Origin of the sequence: Streptomyces sp. TM32 (genome assembly GCF_004122755.1) — a bacterium.
Classification (GTDB): domain Bacteria; phylum Actinomycetota; class Actinomycetes; order Streptomycetales; family Streptomycetaceae; genus Streptomyces; species Streptomyces sioyaensis.
This window is the reverse complement of record NZ_SDIG01000155.1, coordinates 1-15747: the sequence shown is the minus strand read 5'-3', so window position 1 is coordinate 15747 and position 15747 is coordinate 1. Positions and strand designations below refer to the sequence as shown.

Here is a 15747-nt window from a genome sequence, read left to right as displayed (position 1 = left end):
CTCCCGCCGCCCGCGACCCCGCCCCGCCGGCTCTTCCTCGCCCGGGCGGTCGCCGCCGGCGCCTCCCTGGCCGCCACGGCCGCCGTCGGATACGGCACCGCGACGACCCTGCGCGGCCCCGTGGTGAAGCGCGTGACGGTCCCGCTGGCCAAACTGCCGCGCGCCGCCCACGGCTTCCGGATCGCCGTCGTCAGCGACATCCACCTCGGCCCGATCCTCGGACGCGCCCACACCCGGCGCGTCGTCGACGCCGTCAACAGCACCTCTCCCGATCTGGTGGCGATCGTCGGCGATCTGGTCGACGGCAGCGTCGCCGACCTCGGACCGGCCGCCGAGCCGCTGCGCGAGCTGCACTCCCGGCACGGCGCGTACTTCGTCACCGGCAACCACGAGTACTACTCGGGCGCCCGCCAATGGACCGACCACGTACGCGAGTTGGGCGTCCATCCGCTGGAGAACGCGCGGACCGCGCTGCCCGGCTTCGACCTCGCCGGCGTCAACGACATCACCGGACAGACCGAACAGGCCGGCCCGGACTACGACCGGACGCTCAGCGGCCGGGACCCGGCCCGTGCCGTCGTTCTGATGGCCCACCAGCCGGTGACCATCCACGACACCGTCCGGTTCGGGGTGGACCTCCAGCTCTCCGGCCACACCCACGGCGGCCAGATGTGGCCCTTCACGTATGTCGCCGCCGCCACCAACCCCACCGTCGCCGGGCTGCAGCGTTACGGCGACACCCAGCTCTACGTCACCCGCGGCGCGGGCGCCTGGGGGCCGCCGGTGCGGCTCGGGGCGCCGCCGGACATCACGGTGGTCGAACTCGCCTCACTGCGGGCCTGATCGCCAAGGTGATCACCAAAGGGATCGGTTGCGCCGAGAAGGTAACAACCCCTCTACAAAGTGCGGCCTCATCCTGCGTCAATCCGGACAGATACCGACATTCGATCTTGCAGTGACCGAGGCCAACTCCCTAGTATTTATTGACTTCATATTGTCCTCGGCGTGACGGCTTTGCGGGGCGGTGCGAGCGGGACGAGCGGGGAACGGGGAGAGCGGTAATGAGCGAGCGGTTCAAGGTCGACCTCGACGAACTGGACGGCGTGGTACGCCAGCTCCGGCGCCTTCGGGCCGATATGGATGAACCCAGCCAGAAGGTGAAATACAGCACGACCATCCCGACGTCGGCATTCGGCGTCGATTTCCTTGAGGCGGGGAAACTCGCCAAGGCCCATGACGGCATGCAGGAGTACATGTCGCAGGTCATCAACGCCCTCCAGGACCTCATCCACCGGTTCGGCGAGAAGACGGAAGCCAGCCGGGGCGCGTACGAGGACCAGGAGCACGAGACCAAAACATCCATGAACGGCTGAACGGCTGAGCGCGGCCCGCGGGACACATGGACGAGAGACGGAGCTGGACATGAAGGGGGGCCTGCATGGTTGACGCCAAGCAGGAGTACGACAACGCCAAGGCGATGGAGCAACAGCGCAAGAACCACGAGCGGGAGGAGCGGCTGAAGTCGTTCAAGGGTCAGCAGCTGACCCCCCGTTCGCCGTCCGACTTCCATCACCACGGCATCGACGCACTCCGCGCGATGATCGCCAACGCCAACCCCGAGGCGATCGAGACCTCCGGCCATCACTGGCGCGCCTCCGCCGACCGGCTCGGCGGCCAGGACGGCCAGGGCGGTATCCGCAAGGCCTTCATGGACGCCGTCGAGCACGCCTCGGCGCACTGGGAGGGCTCGGCGGCCCAGGCGTTCCGCAGGGAGGCCGGCAAGGTCCTGGAGAAGATCGACCGGACCTACCAGCACTCCCGCAACGTCGAGTCCACGCTGATCGGTTCGCGCTCCTCGGGGCCGGAGGTCGGCGTCGCGCACAACCTGCGCGCGGCCAAGACGACGATGTCCAAGATCCACGACCCGGGCCTGGTGGACCGGGCCAAGGACGACAGCGGCGACGACAGCCAGTTCAAGCGGGACATGCAGAACCCGAAGATGGACACCCGCATGGCGCTGGAGCTCAACAGGGACAGCCTGTCCCTGAGCAAGGAGCGCCAGGTCGAGGCGGTCATCGTGATGGATGAGCTGGCGGCGCATTACGACGGGCAGGGCAAGCGACTCAACGACGGGATCGAGCCGGGCGGCCCCGGCGACGACTGGCCGAAGCCCCCGTCCTCGCACCCGTCGCCGCCTCCGGTGCGGATGCCCGTGATCGGTGGCACCCACCCGAAGGACTCGTCGTCGGGCCCGGACACGCCCAACGGTGCCGGCGGCCACGCCGTCCCGAAGGGCTTCGACAGCCCGCACCACGTGGCGCGGCCCGAGGTGCCGGTGACGACCGGGCTGGACAGCGTGCAGGGCGGCACCCTCGCTCCGCCGTCGGTCGGCGGAGGCGGCATCAGCGGCGGCACGGCGGGCGGCCACGGCATGCCCGGCGTTTCGGGTGGTGGCTTCCCCGGTGGTGCGCTCGCGCCCGGCGCCATCGGCGCGGCCGGTGCCTTCGGTGCCGGCGGGATGCGCGGCGGTATGCCGGGCGCCGGCCTCGGTGCGGGCAAGGCGGGCGCAGTCGGTGCGGCCGGGCGCGGTGGCCCGCAGGCGCGCACCCGCGGCGGCCTGGTCGGCAAGCCGGGCGGCCCGGCGGGCGGCGCCAAGCAGGGCGGCTCGGGGCTGCACCGCAGCCGTGGCGGCAAGCAGGCGGGCATGGCGGGCGCCCCCGGAGCGAAGGGCAAGGGCAAGGGGGACAAGGAGCGCGGACAGCGCCCCGACTACCTCGTCGAGGACGAGGAGACCTGGACCACCGAACGTCGGGTGGCCCCTCGCGTCATCGAGTAGGCCGACGATAACGTCGCATGCGGCCAATGAGGGAAGGCCCCGCACCCGGGTGTGCGGGGCCTTTCCTCAGGCGGAACAATGCCGCCCGGAGCACAGCAAGAAGGAGCGAGGATGAGGGTCACCCGAACACTGCGCGCGACGGCGGGTGCTGCGCTGACCGGAGCGCTGCTGCTGGCCGCGAGCGGTAGCGCCTCCGCGGATCAAGTACGCAAGGATCTGTGGCCGCTGGAGGCGTTCGGGGCCCAGCAGCTCTGGAAGGACGCCACCGGCAAGGGCGTGACGGTGGCCGTGCTCGACAGCGGCTTCCGGGAGACCCATCAGGACCTGACGGGGCAGTTCCTTCCCGGGCCGGACTTCGGAAAGGCAACGGAAGCCGAGGGCGCCAAACACCTTTCCGGTGGTCAGGACATCCGGGACCACGGCACCGCGATGGCCGGAATCATCGCGGGGCACGGACACGGCCCGAACGGCTCCCAGGGCGTCAAGGGGCTGGCACCGGACGCGAAGATCCTCCCCGTTCCGGAGTACAAGAACAGCGGACAGGCCACCCGATGGGCCGTGGACCACGGTGCGGACGTCATCAACATGTCCTATGGCGGGGACCTGGCGGGTGACACCTGCGAATCCATTCAGTACGCCCTGAAGAAGGGTGTCGTGGTCGTGGCGGCCGTCGGCAACGACGGCTGGTCCCAGAAGAGCTACCCGGTGGGCTGCAAGGGAGCGATCGGCGTCGGCTCGGTCGACCAGTACGGCGAGGCCTCCGACGACAACAACTACAACTCGGACATGGATCTGCTTGCGCCCGGGGTGAAGGTTCCGGTCGCGATGGGCAAGAGCGACTCCGCCTACCGCACGTCCGCGGACGGCAGTTCGGCCGCCACCGCGTACGCCTCCGCCGCCGTGGCCCTCCTCAAGCAGAAGTTCCCGGATCTCACTCCCGGCCAGCTCGCCAACCGTCTCGTGAAGACCGCCGGACTCGCGCAGGCCGAGAAGGACAAGCACCTCAAGCTCCCCGACGCCCACTACGGCTACGGCTTCATCCAGCCCGGCCCCGCCCTGCGGCGCCACATCGAGGCGGGCCCGGCACAGGGCCCGCTGCCGATGCCGGACGACAAGGCGTCCCAGAACGCCACCGACAAGGGCTTCGACCCCGACCCGCCCATGGGTGGCAAGAAGGCGATCATGCTCTACGGCGGTATCGGGCTCGGCGTCCTCGTCGTCGCCGGCATCATCATCGCCGTCGTGGTCTCCGTCCGCCGCCGCAACAACCCCCGCCCCCAGGCCTGGGGCTGACCTGCACGGCACCCCTGGACAGCCGCATCCGTCCCTTCCGCGGGAAAAAGCAGGCGACGCGGCCCCGGCCGTCCGGCTAGCTTCCCGGTCATGGACCCCGTAGGTGACAAAGAAATACGTGCCTCCTTCGTCAACTGCTCGAAGGGGGAGGCGAGCAGGCTCTCCCTGCCGCCGGGGCTGGCCGGGCTCCCCTGGGACGACCTGGACTTTCTGGGGTGGCGTGATCAGGGGGCGCCGGACCGGAGCTACCTGGTCGCGCCGCGGGGCGACGCGCTCATCGGGGTGACGCTCCGGGTGCCGCAGGGCGTCCGGCGGAGCTTCACCAAGACGACGGTGTGTTCGGTCTGTGTGACCGGGCACCCGGGATCCGGTGTCAGCTTGCTCGCCGCACGCCGGGCCGGCCCGTTGGGACGGCAGGGAAACACCGTCGGCACCTATCTGTGCGCCGACCTCGCGTGCTCCCTCTACGTCCGGGGACGCAAGCGGTCCCAGCTCGCCGGGCGGCACGAGGAGACGCTGCCACTGGAGGAGCGGATCGCCCGTACCGTGCGGAACCTGGATGCGTTCCTGGACAAGGTGCTGGAGGGCGAGCGATAACGGCAGCGGGGGAGCGGGCAGTTGCTCCCCCGCTGCCGAGGATCTCAGGCGGGCGCACCGTCGTTCCCGGCATCCGGTGGCCTGCCCCGCTTCGCCGGCCGCGGCGACGACACGAGGAACTCGCCGAGCACCGCCGATATTTCGCGCACCAGGGGTCGTACGACACGGAAGCGGGAGACGGCCACGCCGCGGGCGACGAGCGGGGCGCCCCGCTCCACCAGGGCACGGGTGCGGGCGCACCCCGGTGAGCGGTCGTAGACCCAGTACAGGACCATGCCCATCTGCTGCATCCAGAGCAACTGCGGCAGCTGCTCGGCGAGTTCGGGCGCGTACGCGATGTCCGCCCCGGCCAGTGTCCGTCGGTGGAGGGCGATGGCGGCCTCCCGTGCCCCCCGGGACTCCGCGGAGAACGGGCTGAGCGGACTCTCGGGATCCGCGGCGTTCTTGAAGAACTGGGTCGCGAACTCGTGGTACGGCTCGGCGACGTCCAGCCAGGTGAGCAGGACGCCGCGGATCCGCCGGGCCAGGTCCTTCTCCCGGTCCAGCACGTCCTGGACGGCCTCGGCGTGCTGCTCGCCGATACGGTCGTAGAACCCCTGGACGAGGTGCTCCTTGGACCCGAAGTAGTAGTAGGCGTTGCCGACGGAGACCCCGGCCTCCTGGGCGATGGCCCGCATGGTGGTCTTGTCGTAGCCGCGGTCCTGGAAGAGGCGCAGGGCCGTCTCCAGGATCATCGTCCGGGTCCGCTCGCTCTTGGTGCCCGGCGCGGGGCGGCGCTGCGGGCCGGTCCCCTCGGCCGCGCCCGCGGCGCCTGTCGCGTCGGTTGTCGCTTCGTCCACACCCTGACCCTAGCCGGAGGTGACGGTGCACCCGCCGAGGCCCTCGGGGCTCTCGTCCGGGTCCCGGGTCCTGGCCCGGTAGCGCGCGGCGGCCAGGACGGCGGCGCGCGCCAGCGGGGCGCCCGCCGGACTGGTGAACCGATGGGCCATGGGCCGGTAGTCGGCCAGTGCCCACAGGCACACCACCCAGGCCGCGTGGCCGGTGTAGACCTGTCCGCTGTCCCCGATCACGGTGATCTCCCGCAGCGTGGCCTCGTGGTCGAGGCCGGGGAAGCGGGCGCGCGTCTCGGCGGTGGCCACCGGCAGCAGCTCCAGGGGGACCAGCTGCCGCTGCTTCACCAGCCAGTCGTGCACCCGTGTGCACAGCGGGCACTTGGGGTCGTACAGCACCGTGAGCCGGCGGACCGGGACGGCGGCGCCGCCCCGGTCCGCCAGGTGGCCGGCCACCTCGCTCACACCCCCGTGGCGGGCGCGGTCTCGGTCCAGCCCTGCGGTGCGACCGGCGGCAGCTGCTCGCGCTCCATCACTCCGCGCCGGCGGATCTTGTTCAGGACGAAGACGTTGGTCAGGTGCAGCACCCCGAGCACCAGCAGGACGACACCGAGCTTGACCGACAGGGCCTCGACGAGCCGGCGGGTGTCGGGGACGGCGTCCGCGGCCTTCAGATACAGCGCCACGAAGCCGAGGTTGACGAGGTAGAAGCCCACCACCAGCAGGTGGTTGACGGCTTCGGCGAGCTGTTCGTTGCCCTTCAGCACATCGGCCAGGAAGACCCGACCGTTCCGGCTCAGCGTGCGGGCGACCCAGATGGTGAGTCCCACGCTGATGGCCAGGTACGTGACGTACGTGGTGACTGTGAGGTCCATACCCCACCCCCTTTGAACGTGTTCAAAAAGTAGGTTCAGCAGGAACTGTAGACCTGTTTTTGAACGCGTTCAAGTGGAGGAGGGTGTCTCCTCGGTGCGGGGATGTGCCACTCAAGTCCGCCGACTCCTGCGGGCGTTCGGCCACGGCGGGACCTCCGGAGGTGCCCATCGGTCCGGAGGTGGTGCGTCGGGGTTCCGGAGGTGGTGCGTCGGGGTTCCGGAGGTGGTGCGCGGCAGTCCGGAGGCGCGCGGCGGCCCGGAGGCTACCCGTCGGTTCCGGTTGCGGCCCGTCCGCCCCCGGACAGATCCTCGTGACCACACCGCTCGGGCAAGTGGCGCACACGCAGGGGGACATGTGCTCAGAGTGCATTTCACGGCGCAGGATCTGACGCGTACGCGCGTGGCCGACGGGGCCGACCCGCTCTGGGAGACGGCGCTGAGCCTGCACAGCCTGCGGATCGACCGGACCGAGCCGGCGCTGGCGGCCTGGCGGCGGCATGCCGTGCGGCACGGCCCGGGGCCGCTGCCGACGCTGTTCGCGCTGGTCCCGCTGACCGGCTACTTCCCCGACTTCCTCACCCCGTTCGCGTCCCAACACGGGGTCGAGCCCGGCCTGGAGGCCGTGATGAGCACCCCGCGGCAGCGGCTGCGGGCCGAGCTGACGCGGCTGTCCGGGCACCGGGCGCTGCCGGGGTGGGCGCGCGGTATCGCGGAGGGGGAGCCGGCCGCACTGCGGCGGCTCGCGCGCGGCCTGCGGACGTACCACCATCTGGCGGTGGCGCCGGCCTGGCCGCGGATCGCGCAACGGGTCGGCGCGGACCGGGAGTTGCGCCGGCATGCCCTGGCGCAGTCCGGGATGGAGGCGATGCTGCGGACCCTCGGCCCGCTGATGCGCTGGCGGCCGCCGGTGCTGGAAGTCGGCTATCCGGTGGAGCGGGAGCTGTACCTCCAGGGCCGGGGCCTGGTCCTCGTCCCCTCGTACTTCTCCTGTGGCCACCCCCTGGCGCTGGTGGACGACGCGCTGCCGCCGGTGCTCGTGTACCCGGCGCAGGCGGACGGGCAGGCCGAAGGGCCCCGCCCCCGGTTGTACGGAGGCGAGGCCCTTCGGGAGGTACCGGCGCTGCTCGGCGGCCGGGTCGGAACCCGGATCGCCGCGGGGATCAGAAGCGGCGGGTGATCAGCGCGCGCTTCACTTCCTGGATGGCCTTGGTGACCTCGATACCGCGCGGGCAGGCGTCCGTGCAGTTGAAGGTCGTCCGGCAGCGCCAGACGCCGTCCTTGTCGTTGAGGATTTCGAGACGCTGCTCGCCACCCTCGTCACGGCTGTCGAAGATGAAGCGGTGCGCGTTGACGATCGCCGCCGGGCCGAAGTACTGGCCGTCGTTCCAGAACACCGGGCAGGAGCTGGTGCAGGCGGCGCAGAGGATGCACTTCGTCGTGTCGTCGAAGCGCTCGCGGTCCTCGGCGGACTGCCGGCGCTCACGGGTCGGCTCGTTGCCGGTCGTGATGAGGAAGGGCATCACGTCGCGGTAGGCCTGGAAGAAGGGCTCCATGTCGACGACAAGGTCCTTCATCACCGTGAGGCCCTTGATGGCCTCGACCGTGATCGGCTTCTCCGGGTTGATGTCCTTGATCAGCGTCTTGCAGGCGAGGCGGTTGCGGCCGTTGATCCGCATGGCGTCCGAGCCGCAGATGCCGTGGGCGCAGGAACGGCGGAAGGTCAGCGTCCCGTCCAGCTCCCACTTGATCTTGTGGAGCGCGTCCAGGACGCGCTCCTTCGGGTCGATCTCCAGCTGGAAGTCCTGCCAGCTGGCGTCCTCCGAGATCTCCGGGTTGAACCGGCGGATCCGGAAGGTGACCGTGATCAGATGCGAGGCACCGTCCTCGGCCGCGTCCAGCGCGGCGGAGTGCTTGTCGAGAGTCGGGGTGCTCATCAGTACTTACGCTCCATCGGCTGGTAGCGGGTCTGCACGACCGGCTTGTAGTCGAGGCGGATCGACTCGGTGCCGTCTGCGCCCACCTCGCGGTACGCCATGGTGTGCCGCATGAAGTTGACGTCGTCGCGGTTGGGGAAGTCCTCGCGGTAGTGACCGCCGCGGGACTCCTTGCGGGCCAGCGCGGACACCGCCATGACCTCGGCCAGGTCCAGCAGGTTGCCCAGCTCGACGGCCTCCAGCAGGTCGGTGTTGAACCGCTTGCCCTTGTCCTGGATGGACACGTTCAGGTAGCGCTCGCGCAGCTCGCCGATCTTCTCGACCGCGGTCTTGATCGTCTGCTCGGTGCGGAAGACCATCACGTTGGCGTCCATGCACTCCTGGAGCTCCTTGCGGATCTCGGTGACCCGCTCGCTGCCCGTGGAGTTGCGCAGCCGCTCGACTTGGTCGACGACCTGCTTCGCCGGGTCCTCGGGGAGCTCGACGAAGTCGGCCGTGGCCGAGTACTCCGCCGCCGCGATGCCGGCCCGGCGGCCGAAGACGTTGATGTCCAGCAGCGAGTTGGTGCCCAGGCGGTTGGCGCCGTGCACGGAGACACAGGCCACCTCGCCGGCGGCGTACAGGCCCGGCACGACGGTGGTGTTGTCCGCCAGGACCTCACCCTCGACGTTCGTCGGGATGCCGCCCATGGCGTAGTGCGCGGTCGGCTGGATCGGGATCGGGTCCGTGTAGGGCTCGATACCGAGGTAGGTCCGCGCGAACTCGGTGATGTCCGGGAGCTTGGCGTCCAGCTGCTCCGGCGGCAGGTGGGTGAGGTCCAGGTAGACGTGGTCGCCGTCCGGACCGCAGCCGCGGCCCTCGCGGATCTCCGTGTAGATGGAGCGCGAGACGACGTCACGCGAGGCGAGGTCCTTCATGACGGGCGCGTACTTCTCCATGAAGCGCTCGCCGTCCTTGTTGCGGAGGATGCCGCCCTCACCACGGGCGCCCTCCGTCAGCAGGATGCCCATCCGCCAGATGCCCGTCGGGTGGAACTGGAAGAACTCCATGTCCTCCAGCGGCAGCCCGCGGCGGTAGGCGGCGGCCTGGCCGTCACCGGTCAGGGTGTGCGCGTTGGAGGTCACCTTGAAGAACTTGCCGGTGCCGCCGGACGCGAAGATGATCGACTTCGCCTGGAAGACGTGCACCTCGCCGGTGGCCAGCTCGTACGCGACGACGCCCGCGGACTTCTTGACGCCGTCGACCTCCTGGAGCAGCAGGTCGAGCACGTAGAACTCGTTGAAGAACTCCACGCCCTCCTTGACGCAGTTCTGGTACAGCGTCTGGAGGATCATGTGGCCGGTGCGGTCCGAGGCGTAGCAGGACCGGCGGACCGGGGCCTCACCGTGGTTACGGGAGTGGCCGCCGAAGCGGCGCTGGTCGATCGTGCCGTCCGGGGTCCGGTTGAACGGCAGGCCCATCTTCTCCAGGTCGAGGACCGAGTCGATGGCCTCCTTCGCGAGGATCTCGGCGGCGTCCTGGTCGACCAGGTAGTCGCCACCCTTGATCGTGTCGAAGGTGTGCCACTCCCAGTTGTCCTCCTCGACGTTCGCGAGGGCGGCGGCCATACCGCCCTGGGCGGCGCCGGTGTGGGAGCGGGTCGGGTAGAGCTTCGTCAGGACCGCGGTGCGGCTGCGCTTCGTCGACTCGATGGCCGCGCGCATGCCCGCGCCGCCGGCGCCGACGATGACGGTGTCGTACTTGTGGATCTTCATGGTTCCAGTCAGCCCCGGCTTCAGGAGATGTTCGGGTCGAAGGTGAAGATCACCAGCGTGCCCAGAAGGACGGTGAACACCGTCGCGGTGTACAGCAGCATCTTCAGCCAGAAGCGGGTGTTGTCCCGCTGCGCGTAGTCGTTGATGACCGTACGCAGGCCGTTGGCGCCGTGCAGCATGGCCAGCCACAGCATCAGCAGGTCCCAGACCTGCCAGAACGGGGAGGCCCAGCGGCCGGCCACGAACGCGAAGCCGATCTTGGAGACACCGCCGTCGAGGACGAGCTGGATCAGCAGGTGACCCAGGACCAGGACGACCAGCACGATGCCGGACAGCCGCATGAACAGCCAGGCCTGCATCTCGAAGTTGCCGCGGGAAGCGCTCCCGGTCTTCTTGGTGCGCTTGCGCGGCGGCTCGATGACCGGGGCGGGGTTGTCCACGTCGTAGAGCGGGACGCCGTCCGTCGCGGTGGCCTCTGCGGAGGTGGTTTCAGCAGACATCACGCGTCAGCTCCCGAACAGCGTGCGCAGGGTGTGCTGCAGCACGGGGTAGAAGGCACCGGCCATCAGCACGACCCAGACACCGACAACGGTCCACAGCATCTGCTTCTGGTACTTCGGGCCCTTGGCCCAGAAGTCCACCGCGATGACCCGCAGGCCGTTGAGCGCGTGGAAGAGGATGGCGGCCACCAGGCCGTACTCCATCACGTTGACGATCGGCGTCTTGTATGTCGCAACGACGTTGTCGTACGCCTCGGGGGAGACGCGTACGAGAGCGGTGTCGAGGACGTGTACGAACAGGAAGAAGAAGATGAGGACGCCGGTGACTCGGTGAGCCACCCAGGACCACATGCCTTCCCGGCCGCGGTACAGCGTTCCAGCCGGCACGGAAATACCCTCCGGGAGCGGGGATTGGGGCGCCAGCCGGCTTCTCTGTCGGTCGGGCCCGGCCGGGTACGGTCCTCCGGCCGCTCGTCATCGTATCGACGAGCTGTCGGTTCCTCGCGCGGGGGTCCTTAGGTGTGATCAAACAGGCACCCAACGGGCTATCACACCAGTGAGAACCAGGACGTTCCCGGACACGGGCGGCGATTCACTGCCCTACGGCGGCCATCAGCCGCCTCAGCCGGCCGCGGGCCAGCCGGCGCAGCTCGTCCGCGGTGACCGCCCGCTCCTCGTCCGCCTCGTTGTTCAGCCGGGTGCGGAGGGCGGACAGCACCTGGTCGAGCAGCTCGTCGTCGCGATAGCCGTCCAGGCAGATGACGAAGACATGGCGAAAGCGCCGTTCGTATTCGGCGTGCGCGGCACGCAGCGCGGTGTGGGCGGCCAGCGTGCCGGGCCCGCGGGCGCCGACGAGGGGCTGCGGGGAGAGCGACTCCTCGGCGAGCGCCTCGTCCAGCTCGGCCGGGTTCAGGTCGTAACAGGCCTCGTCGGAGGCGGCGAGCAGGGACTCCAGATCCGGGTAGGGGCGGTGCGCGGCGACCCGCTCGGCCCAGCGGCGGCTGCCGCAGCAGCGCAGGAGCACGGCGAGGTTCTCGTCCCGGCCCAGGGCGTTGAAGCGGGCGAGACCCAGGCCCTCGGGGCGGGGGCGCGGCAGCGCGGTGCCGCGGACCCACGACGATATGCCGCCACCGGGCGTGTGCGGCGGGGGCAGCGTCGGCGGCCGGGCGGCCGGGGTGTCACCGGACAGCGTGGGCTCCTCGGACGGATGCGAATGGATGGTTTCGACGGGTGCGGGGCGGGCTGCTGACGGAAGCTGGGGAGAAGCGGACCGAAGCCGGGACGCGGACGAAGCGGCGGAGGGTGTGACGGTGGTGCGTGGGACACGACACCCCGGCGGTATCCGGCGGTTCCTGGAGAGCCCTGTGAAGGGGGTGACCACTGGAGACGCCACGCTAACGACGCTTGTCGACCACTGTCCGACGGATGCGCGAATTTCACCCGGATGAGAAGGGTTTCGCGCGTGCGGTGGACGACCGGCTCCGCACACCTGGCAATGCCTTCGCCCCGAAAAGTGAGGATTGCACGATGTCGAACCCGATGCGGCCGCCGCGCACCCCGCGGCCCTCGGCCTCCCCCTGCCCCCGGACGTGGATCCGGAGCGGCACGGCCCGGTCGGCGCTGCCGGCCGCCGCGCTCACCGGTGCGCTGCTGCTCGCCGGCTGCTCCGGCACCGCGGACACCGAGCCGCCCGGCAGCACCAGCGCCAAGATGAACCCCTCCCCGGCGGCCACCCCCACCTGGGCACCGGTGACCGGAACGCCGCAGGTCATCCCCGCCGTCCGTAGCTTCCGCCGGGCCGAGGGACGTGGCTGGCGCCCGTCCTCCGGGGCCCGGGTGGTGGTGCCGGCCGGCGCGAAGAGCAATGTCGCCGACGAGGCCCAGCGGCTGGCCAAGGAACTCGGCGGGATGACCGTCGTCTACGGCGACCAGACGGTGCGGCCGGGTGACATCGAGGTGAAGCTGAGCGGAAAGAACGGGGCGGGCCAACCGGACAACGTGCCCGTCCAGAGCACCGCCGACGAGGCGTACACGCTCACCGCCAGCGGCACCCGGCTCACTCTCACGGCCCCCACCGACGCCGGAATTTTCTACGGCACCCGGACCGTCAAGCAGGCCGTCCGCGCCGCGGGCGGTCTCCCGGAGGGCACCATCGAGGACCGGCCGGACCGCCCGCAGCGCGGCATGTCGCTGGACAACGCCCGCAAGCCGTACACCGCGGACTGGATCGAGGCCCGGCTGCGGGAGATCGCCGACCTCAAGCTCAACCAGTTCCAGCTGCACTTCTCCGACGACCAGGGCTTCCGCATCCAGAGCGACACCCACCCCGAGGTCGTCTCCGCCGACCATCTGACCAAGGCCCAGGTCCGCCGGATCATCGCGCTGGCGCGCGGCCTGCACATCTCCGTCGTCCCGGAGCTGGACTCGCCCGGCCATCTGGGCGCCGTGCTGGACCACTATCCCGATCTGCGGCTGCGCAACGCGCAGGGCCGGGTGATCCCCGGCGCGATCGACATCTCCAACCCCAAAGCGGCCCCGCTGATCGACTCGCTGCTGAAGGAAATGAGCGAGCTGTTCACCAATCCCAAGGGCGCCCCGGCGTACTGGCACCTCGGCGGGGACGAATACCAGGCGCTGATGTCGTCCTCCCCGTCCACCTCGTATCCGCAGCTGGCCAAGGCCGCCCGCGCCAAGTACGGGGCCGGCGGCACCGTCGAGGACCTGACGACCGGCTGGCTCAACGACCGGCAGAAGACCGTGGAGGCGAAGGGCAAGAACCGCATCGAGGCCTGGAACGACGGCTTCTTCGCGAGCCCCCGGGTTTCCGCCGACAAGAACCGGATGGTCGACTACTGGACCGGCAAGGAGATCGGCAAGCGTCCCCCGGAGGCGTTCCTGCGCGAGGGCCGCAACGTCATGAACTTCAACGACGAGTACCTCTACTACGTCCTCGGCGAGCCCAACCAGTTCACGTATCCGACCGGCCAGCGGATCTACCAGAGCTGGACCCCGATGGTGATCCGCGGCACCGGGCCGGTGGCGGTGCCCGCGAGCATGACCGGCCCGAACCGGATCCCCGGGGCGCGCTTCGCGATCTGGTCCGACCGGGCCCAGGCGCAGACACAGCAGCAGGTGGCCGCCGGAATCCGGCTGCCACTGGCGGCGCTGGCGCAGAAGACCTGGGACCCGCGGACGCCCGCGCTGTCCTGGACGCAGTTCCAGGCGCTGGCCAACCGGGTGTGAATCAGGTGAGAGAACGAGGACGGCCGGGGCCGCCACCCCCCACAGGAGAGGCCCCGGCCGTCGTTCGCGAAGGGCCGTGACGGCCCTCTATCCGGTACAGCGCCGAGCGGCCCGAAAGCGTCACACGCGGTGCGGGCAGAAGAACTGCCAGTGCTCTGGACGTGGGCCGGGACGGGGCCGTAACGTGCCTATCTGTGCAGGTGAGCGCGGTGTTCGCGGCGTTTTCCGGTGGCGCGGGGCAAGGCCTTCGTGCCGGGGTCACGCGCGGGTGCCGGTGTGCTTTCGGCCGGTGCTCCGGCCACTGCGTGCTCCCCGGTTTCCGGCGCCGCCGGGCCGGCGGCGCCTTCCCTCCCGGGTTCGGTGCCCGGCGGGCGCACGCGTTACGGTCTGCGGGAACATCCCGGTTACCGGGAGTTCCCGGCCGGCGGCAGCAGCAGTCGGCAGTGCAGCCACGGTGCCCGGTGGTTGTGGCCGGGCGGAGCAACAAAGCAGCAAGGACCGGGCGGCGGACATTCCGCGTGCGACAGGATGGACCCGTGCGAGGGGACGACATTCAGCCGGACGACCGTCGGCTGACGGTGGCCGTGCAGGCGGCACAGGCCGGAGACGAGGCGGCGTTCCGTACCGTGTACCGCGCCGTGCATCCCCGACTATTGGGGTATGTGCGGACTTTGGTGAGCGAACCGGACGTTGAGGACGTCACCTCGGAAGCCTGGCTCCAGATCACCCGCGATCTCGCGCGCTTCAGCGGCGACGCCGACCGCTTCCGTGGCTGGGCCGCCCGTATCGCCCGCAACCGCGCCCTGGACCACATCCGGATGCGCGGCCGCCGCCCGGCGATCGGTGGCGACGACAGCGAACTCGCCGACACCCCCGCCGCGTCCGACACCGCGGGCGAAGCGATGGAAGCCCTCGGCACCGGCCGCACCATGCAGCTGATAGCCCGGCTGCCACAGGACCAGGCCGAGGCCGTGGTGCTCCGGGTGGTGGTCGGACTCGACGCCAAGAGCGCCGCGCAGGTGCTCGGCAAACGACCCGGAGCGGTGCGCACCGCCGCACACCGCGGGCTGCGGCGGCTCGCCGAACTGATCGGCGACGCACCGGACGGCAGCCGGGACACCCAGCAGGACAGCATGCGTCAAGAGAGCCACGACGGCGGCGACGAAGGCGCCGAGCACGGCGAAAGTGCCCCCACCGGTCGGGTCGCGCGACGGCCCCGGGGCGGGGGCGGAACGGTGAGTGGGGTGCCGATACAGGGTCGAAGACGCCGCGACGGTGTGGCGGAATCGTACGTACCAGGTGTGACGGAAACGGCCGCACGAACGCAGAAGGACATGTGATGGCCGACGACCGGTACAACTGGCTCGACAAGAACACCGCGGAGCGGATGCTGCGCGGTGAACCGGTCGGTGCCCGGCACGGCGACGGCGCACGCGAACTCGAACAGCTCCTCCAGGCCGCCGCCGCGGTCGGCGCCAAGGTGCCGGAAACGGTCGAGCTGCCCGGCGAGGAAGCCGCGATGGCCGCTTTCCGCCGGACCGCCGGCCGCGGCTCCGCGGCCCACACCCGCAGCCGTGGCGCCGACGAGGCGTTCGGGGGCGGGCGCAGCACCGCCGTCGCCGAACGCACCCGGTTCGGCCGCCCCGTACGGCGCGGCTTCGCGGTCGCCCTCGCCGCCTGCGCCATCGGCGGCGTCGCCGTCGCGGCCGGCACCGGCGTGCTGCCCAGCCCCTTCCGGGGCGGCGAGCCCGAACCCGCCTCCAGCGTCTCGGCCGGCGAAACCCCCGGCACGTTCGACACCCCCGAGCCCGGCGCCCAGACCGACGGCACCACGGAAAGCACCCCCGACCCCACCCCACGGCGCCGCGCGCCGCGCACCGTGCAC

At 70.6% G+C, this 15747-nt stretch carries 16 protein-coding genes and 1 pseudogene; 9 read left to right on the top strand and 8 right to left on the bottom strand.

What is annotated here, in order from left to right; translation table 11 throughout:
* The 5 genes from EST92_RS25845 to EST92_RS25825 form a co-directional block, all read left to right on the top strand.
* A partial coding sequence (locus EST92_RS25845; RefSeq protein ID WP_135789065.1) for a metallophosphoesterase occupies positions 1–843 on the top strand: 843 nt, incomplete at its 5' end.
* A gap of 218 nt (positions 844–1061) precedes the next feature.
* Positions 1062–1373 carry a hypothetical protein gene (locus tag EST92_RS25840; protein ID WP_129283182.1) on the top strand — a complete coding sequence of 104 codons (312 nt, stop codon included), beginning with the start codon at positions 1062–1064 and terminating at the stop codon, positions 1371–1373.
* 65 nt (positions 1374–1438) lie between these two features.
* Complete coding sequence (locus tag EST92_RS25835) at positions 1439–2836, top strand: hypothetical protein (protein ID WP_129283181.1); 1398 nt, start codon at positions 1439–1441, stop codon at positions 2834–2836.
* Positions 2837–2947: 111 nt separating this feature from the next.
* Positions 2948–4129 (top strand): S8 family serine peptidase, encoded by a 1182-nt coding sequence (locus tag EST92_RS25830; RefSeq protein WP_129283180.1) that lies wholly within the window; start codon positions 2948–2950, stop codon positions 4127–4129.
* Between the two features lie 90 nt (positions 4130–4219).
* A complete protein-coding gene (locus EST92_RS25825) occupies positions 4220–4726 on the top strand; it encodes an FBP domain-containing protein (protein WP_129250776.1) in 507 nt (168 codons plus the stop codon).
* A gap of 44 nt (positions 4727–4770) precedes the next feature.
* Here EST92_RS25825 and EST92_RS25820 read toward each other — a convergent pair whose 3' ends face one another.
* From EST92_RS25820 to EST92_RS25810, 3 genes are all read right to left on the bottom strand, one after another.
* Entirely contained in the window at positions 4771–5460 is a 690-nt protein-coding gene (locus tag EST92_RS25820) for a TetR family transcriptional regulator (RefSeq protein WP_254069013.1), read from the bottom strand.
* 114 nt (positions 5461–5574) lie between these two features.
* On the bottom strand, positions 5575–6021 hold the full coding sequence (locus EST92_RS25815) for a DCC1-like thiol-disulfide oxidoreductase family protein (protein ID WP_254069012.1): 447 nt from the start codon (positions 6019–6021) through the stop codon (positions 5575–5577).
* Positions 6018–6431 (bottom strand): hypothetical protein, encoded by a 414-nt coding sequence (locus EST92_RS25810; RefSeq protein WP_129283178.1) that lies wholly within the window; start codon positions 6429–6431, stop codon positions 6018–6020. The genes EST92_RS25815 and EST92_RS25810 overlap by 4 nt, the downstream gene beginning before the upstream one ends.
* Positions 6432–6786: 355 nt before the next feature.
* Between EST92_RS25810 and EST92_RS25805 the strand changes: the two genes are divergently transcribed.
* Positions 6787–7608 (top strand): DUF5937 family protein, encoded by an 822-nt coding sequence (locus EST92_RS25805; RefSeq protein WP_254069011.1) that lies wholly within the window; start codon positions 6787–6789, stop codon positions 7606–7608.
* On the opposite strand, the gene EST92_RS25800 is transcribed toward EST92_RS25805, so the two are convergent.
* From EST92_RS25800 to EST92_RS25780, 5 genes are all read right to left on the bottom strand, one after another.
* Positions 7592–8365 (bottom strand): succinate dehydrogenase iron-sulfur subunit, encoded by a 774-nt coding sequence (locus EST92_RS25800; RefSeq protein ID WP_129283177.1) that lies wholly within the window; start codon positions 8363–8365, stop codon positions 7592–7594. The genes EST92_RS25805 and EST92_RS25800 overlap by 17 nt on opposite strands.
* Positions 8365–10119, bottom strand: a complete 1755-nt coding sequence (gene sdhA / locus EST92_RS25795; protein ID WP_129250781.1) for a succinate dehydrogenase flavoprotein subunit — start codon at positions 10117–10119, stop codon at positions 8365–8367. The genes EST92_RS25800 and sdhA overlap by 1 nt, the downstream gene beginning before the upstream one ends.
* Before the next feature lie 20 nt (positions 10120–10139).
* Positions 10140–10619: a succinate dehydrogenase hydrophobic membrane anchor subunit gene (locus EST92_RS25790; protein ID WP_129283176.1), complete on the bottom strand. Its 480-nt coding sequence runs from the start codon at positions 10617–10619 to the stop codon at positions 10140–10142.
* A 6-nt stretch (positions 10620–10625) separates the two neighbouring features.
* Positions 10626–11006 carry a succinate dehydrogenase, cytochrome b556 subunit gene (sdhC, locus tag EST92_RS25785; protein ID WP_129250783.1) on the bottom strand — a complete coding sequence of 127 codons (381 nt, stop codon included), beginning with the start codon at positions 11004–11006 and terminating at the stop codon, positions 10626–10628.
* Between the two features lie 205 nt (positions 11007–11211).
* Positions 11212–11691: a 2-oxo-4-hydroxy-4-carboxy-5-ureidoimidazoline decarboxylase gene (locus EST92_RS25780; RefSeq protein WP_129283184.1), complete on the bottom strand. Its 480-nt coding sequence runs from the start codon at positions 11689–11691 to the stop codon at positions 11212–11214.
* Positions 11692–12146: 455 nt separating this feature from the next.
* On the opposite strand from EST92_RS25780, the gene EST92_RS25775 reads away from it, so the two are divergent.
* The 3 genes and pseudogenes from EST92_RS25775 to EST92_RS32625 all read left to right on the top strand — a co-directional run.
* Entirely contained in the window at positions 12147–13862 is a 1716-nt protein-coding gene (locus EST92_RS25775; protein WP_174244135.1) for a glycoside hydrolase family 20 protein, read from the top strand.
* A 551-nt stretch (positions 13863–14413) separates the two neighbouring features.
* The gene (locus EST92_RS25770) at positions 14414–15202 is read left to right on the top strand and encodes an RNA polymerase sigma factor (protein ID WP_129250788.1); all 789 of its coding nucleotides are present in this window, start codon (positions 14414–14416) and stop codon (positions 15200–15202) included.
* Positions 15202–15747 (top strand): annotated as a pseudogene (locus EST92_RS32625) (hypothetical protein); the annotation flags it as partial. The gene EST92_RS25770 and the pseudogene EST92_RS32625, both read left to right, overlap by 1 nt.

What these genes read in the sequence shown, in the direction of transcription:
- sdhA (WP_129250781.1), bottom strand. Translation starts at nt 10,119, where the DNA reads ATGAAGATCCACAAGTACGACACCGTCATCGTCGGCGCCGGCGGCGCG.
- EST92_RS25835 (WP_129283181.1), top strand. Translation starts at nt 1,439, where the DNA reads ATGGTTGACGCCAAGCAGGAGTACGACAACGCCAAGGCGATGGAGCAA.
- EST92_RS25775 (WP_174244135.1), top strand. Translation starts at nt 12,147, where the DNA reads ATGTCGAACCCGATGCGGCCGCCGCGCACCCCGCGGCCCTCGGCCTCC.
- EST92_RS25820 (WP_254069013.1), bottom strand. Translation starts at nt 5,460, where the DNA reads ATGATCCTGGAGACGGCCCTGCGCCTCTTCCAGGACCGCGGCTACGAC.
- EST92_RS25840 (WP_129283182.1), top strand. Translation starts at nt 1,062, where the DNA reads ATGAGCGAGCGGTTCAAGGTCGACCTCGACGAACTGGACGGCGTGGTA.
- EST92_RS25825 (WP_129250776.1), top strand. Translation starts at nt 4,220, where the DNA reads ATGGACCCCGTAGGTGACAAAGAAATACGTGCCTCCTTCGTCAACTGC.
- EST92_RS25790 (WP_129283176.1), bottom strand. Translation starts at nt 10,619, where the DNA reads ATGTCTGCTGAAACCACCTCCGCAGAGGCCACCGCGACGGACGGCGTC.
- EST92_RS25810 (WP_129283178.1), bottom strand. Translation starts at nt 6,431, where the DNA reads ATGGACCTCACAGTCACCACGTACGTCACGTACCTGGCCATCAGCGTG.
- EST92_RS25830 (WP_129283180.1), top strand. Translation starts at nt 2,948, where the DNA reads ATGAGGGTCACCCGAACACTGCGCGCGACGGCGGGTGCTGCGCTGACC.
- EST92_RS25800 (WP_129283177.1), bottom strand. Translation starts at nt 8,365, where the DNA reads ATGAGCACCCCGACTCTCGACAAGCACTCCGCCGCGCTGGACGCGGCC.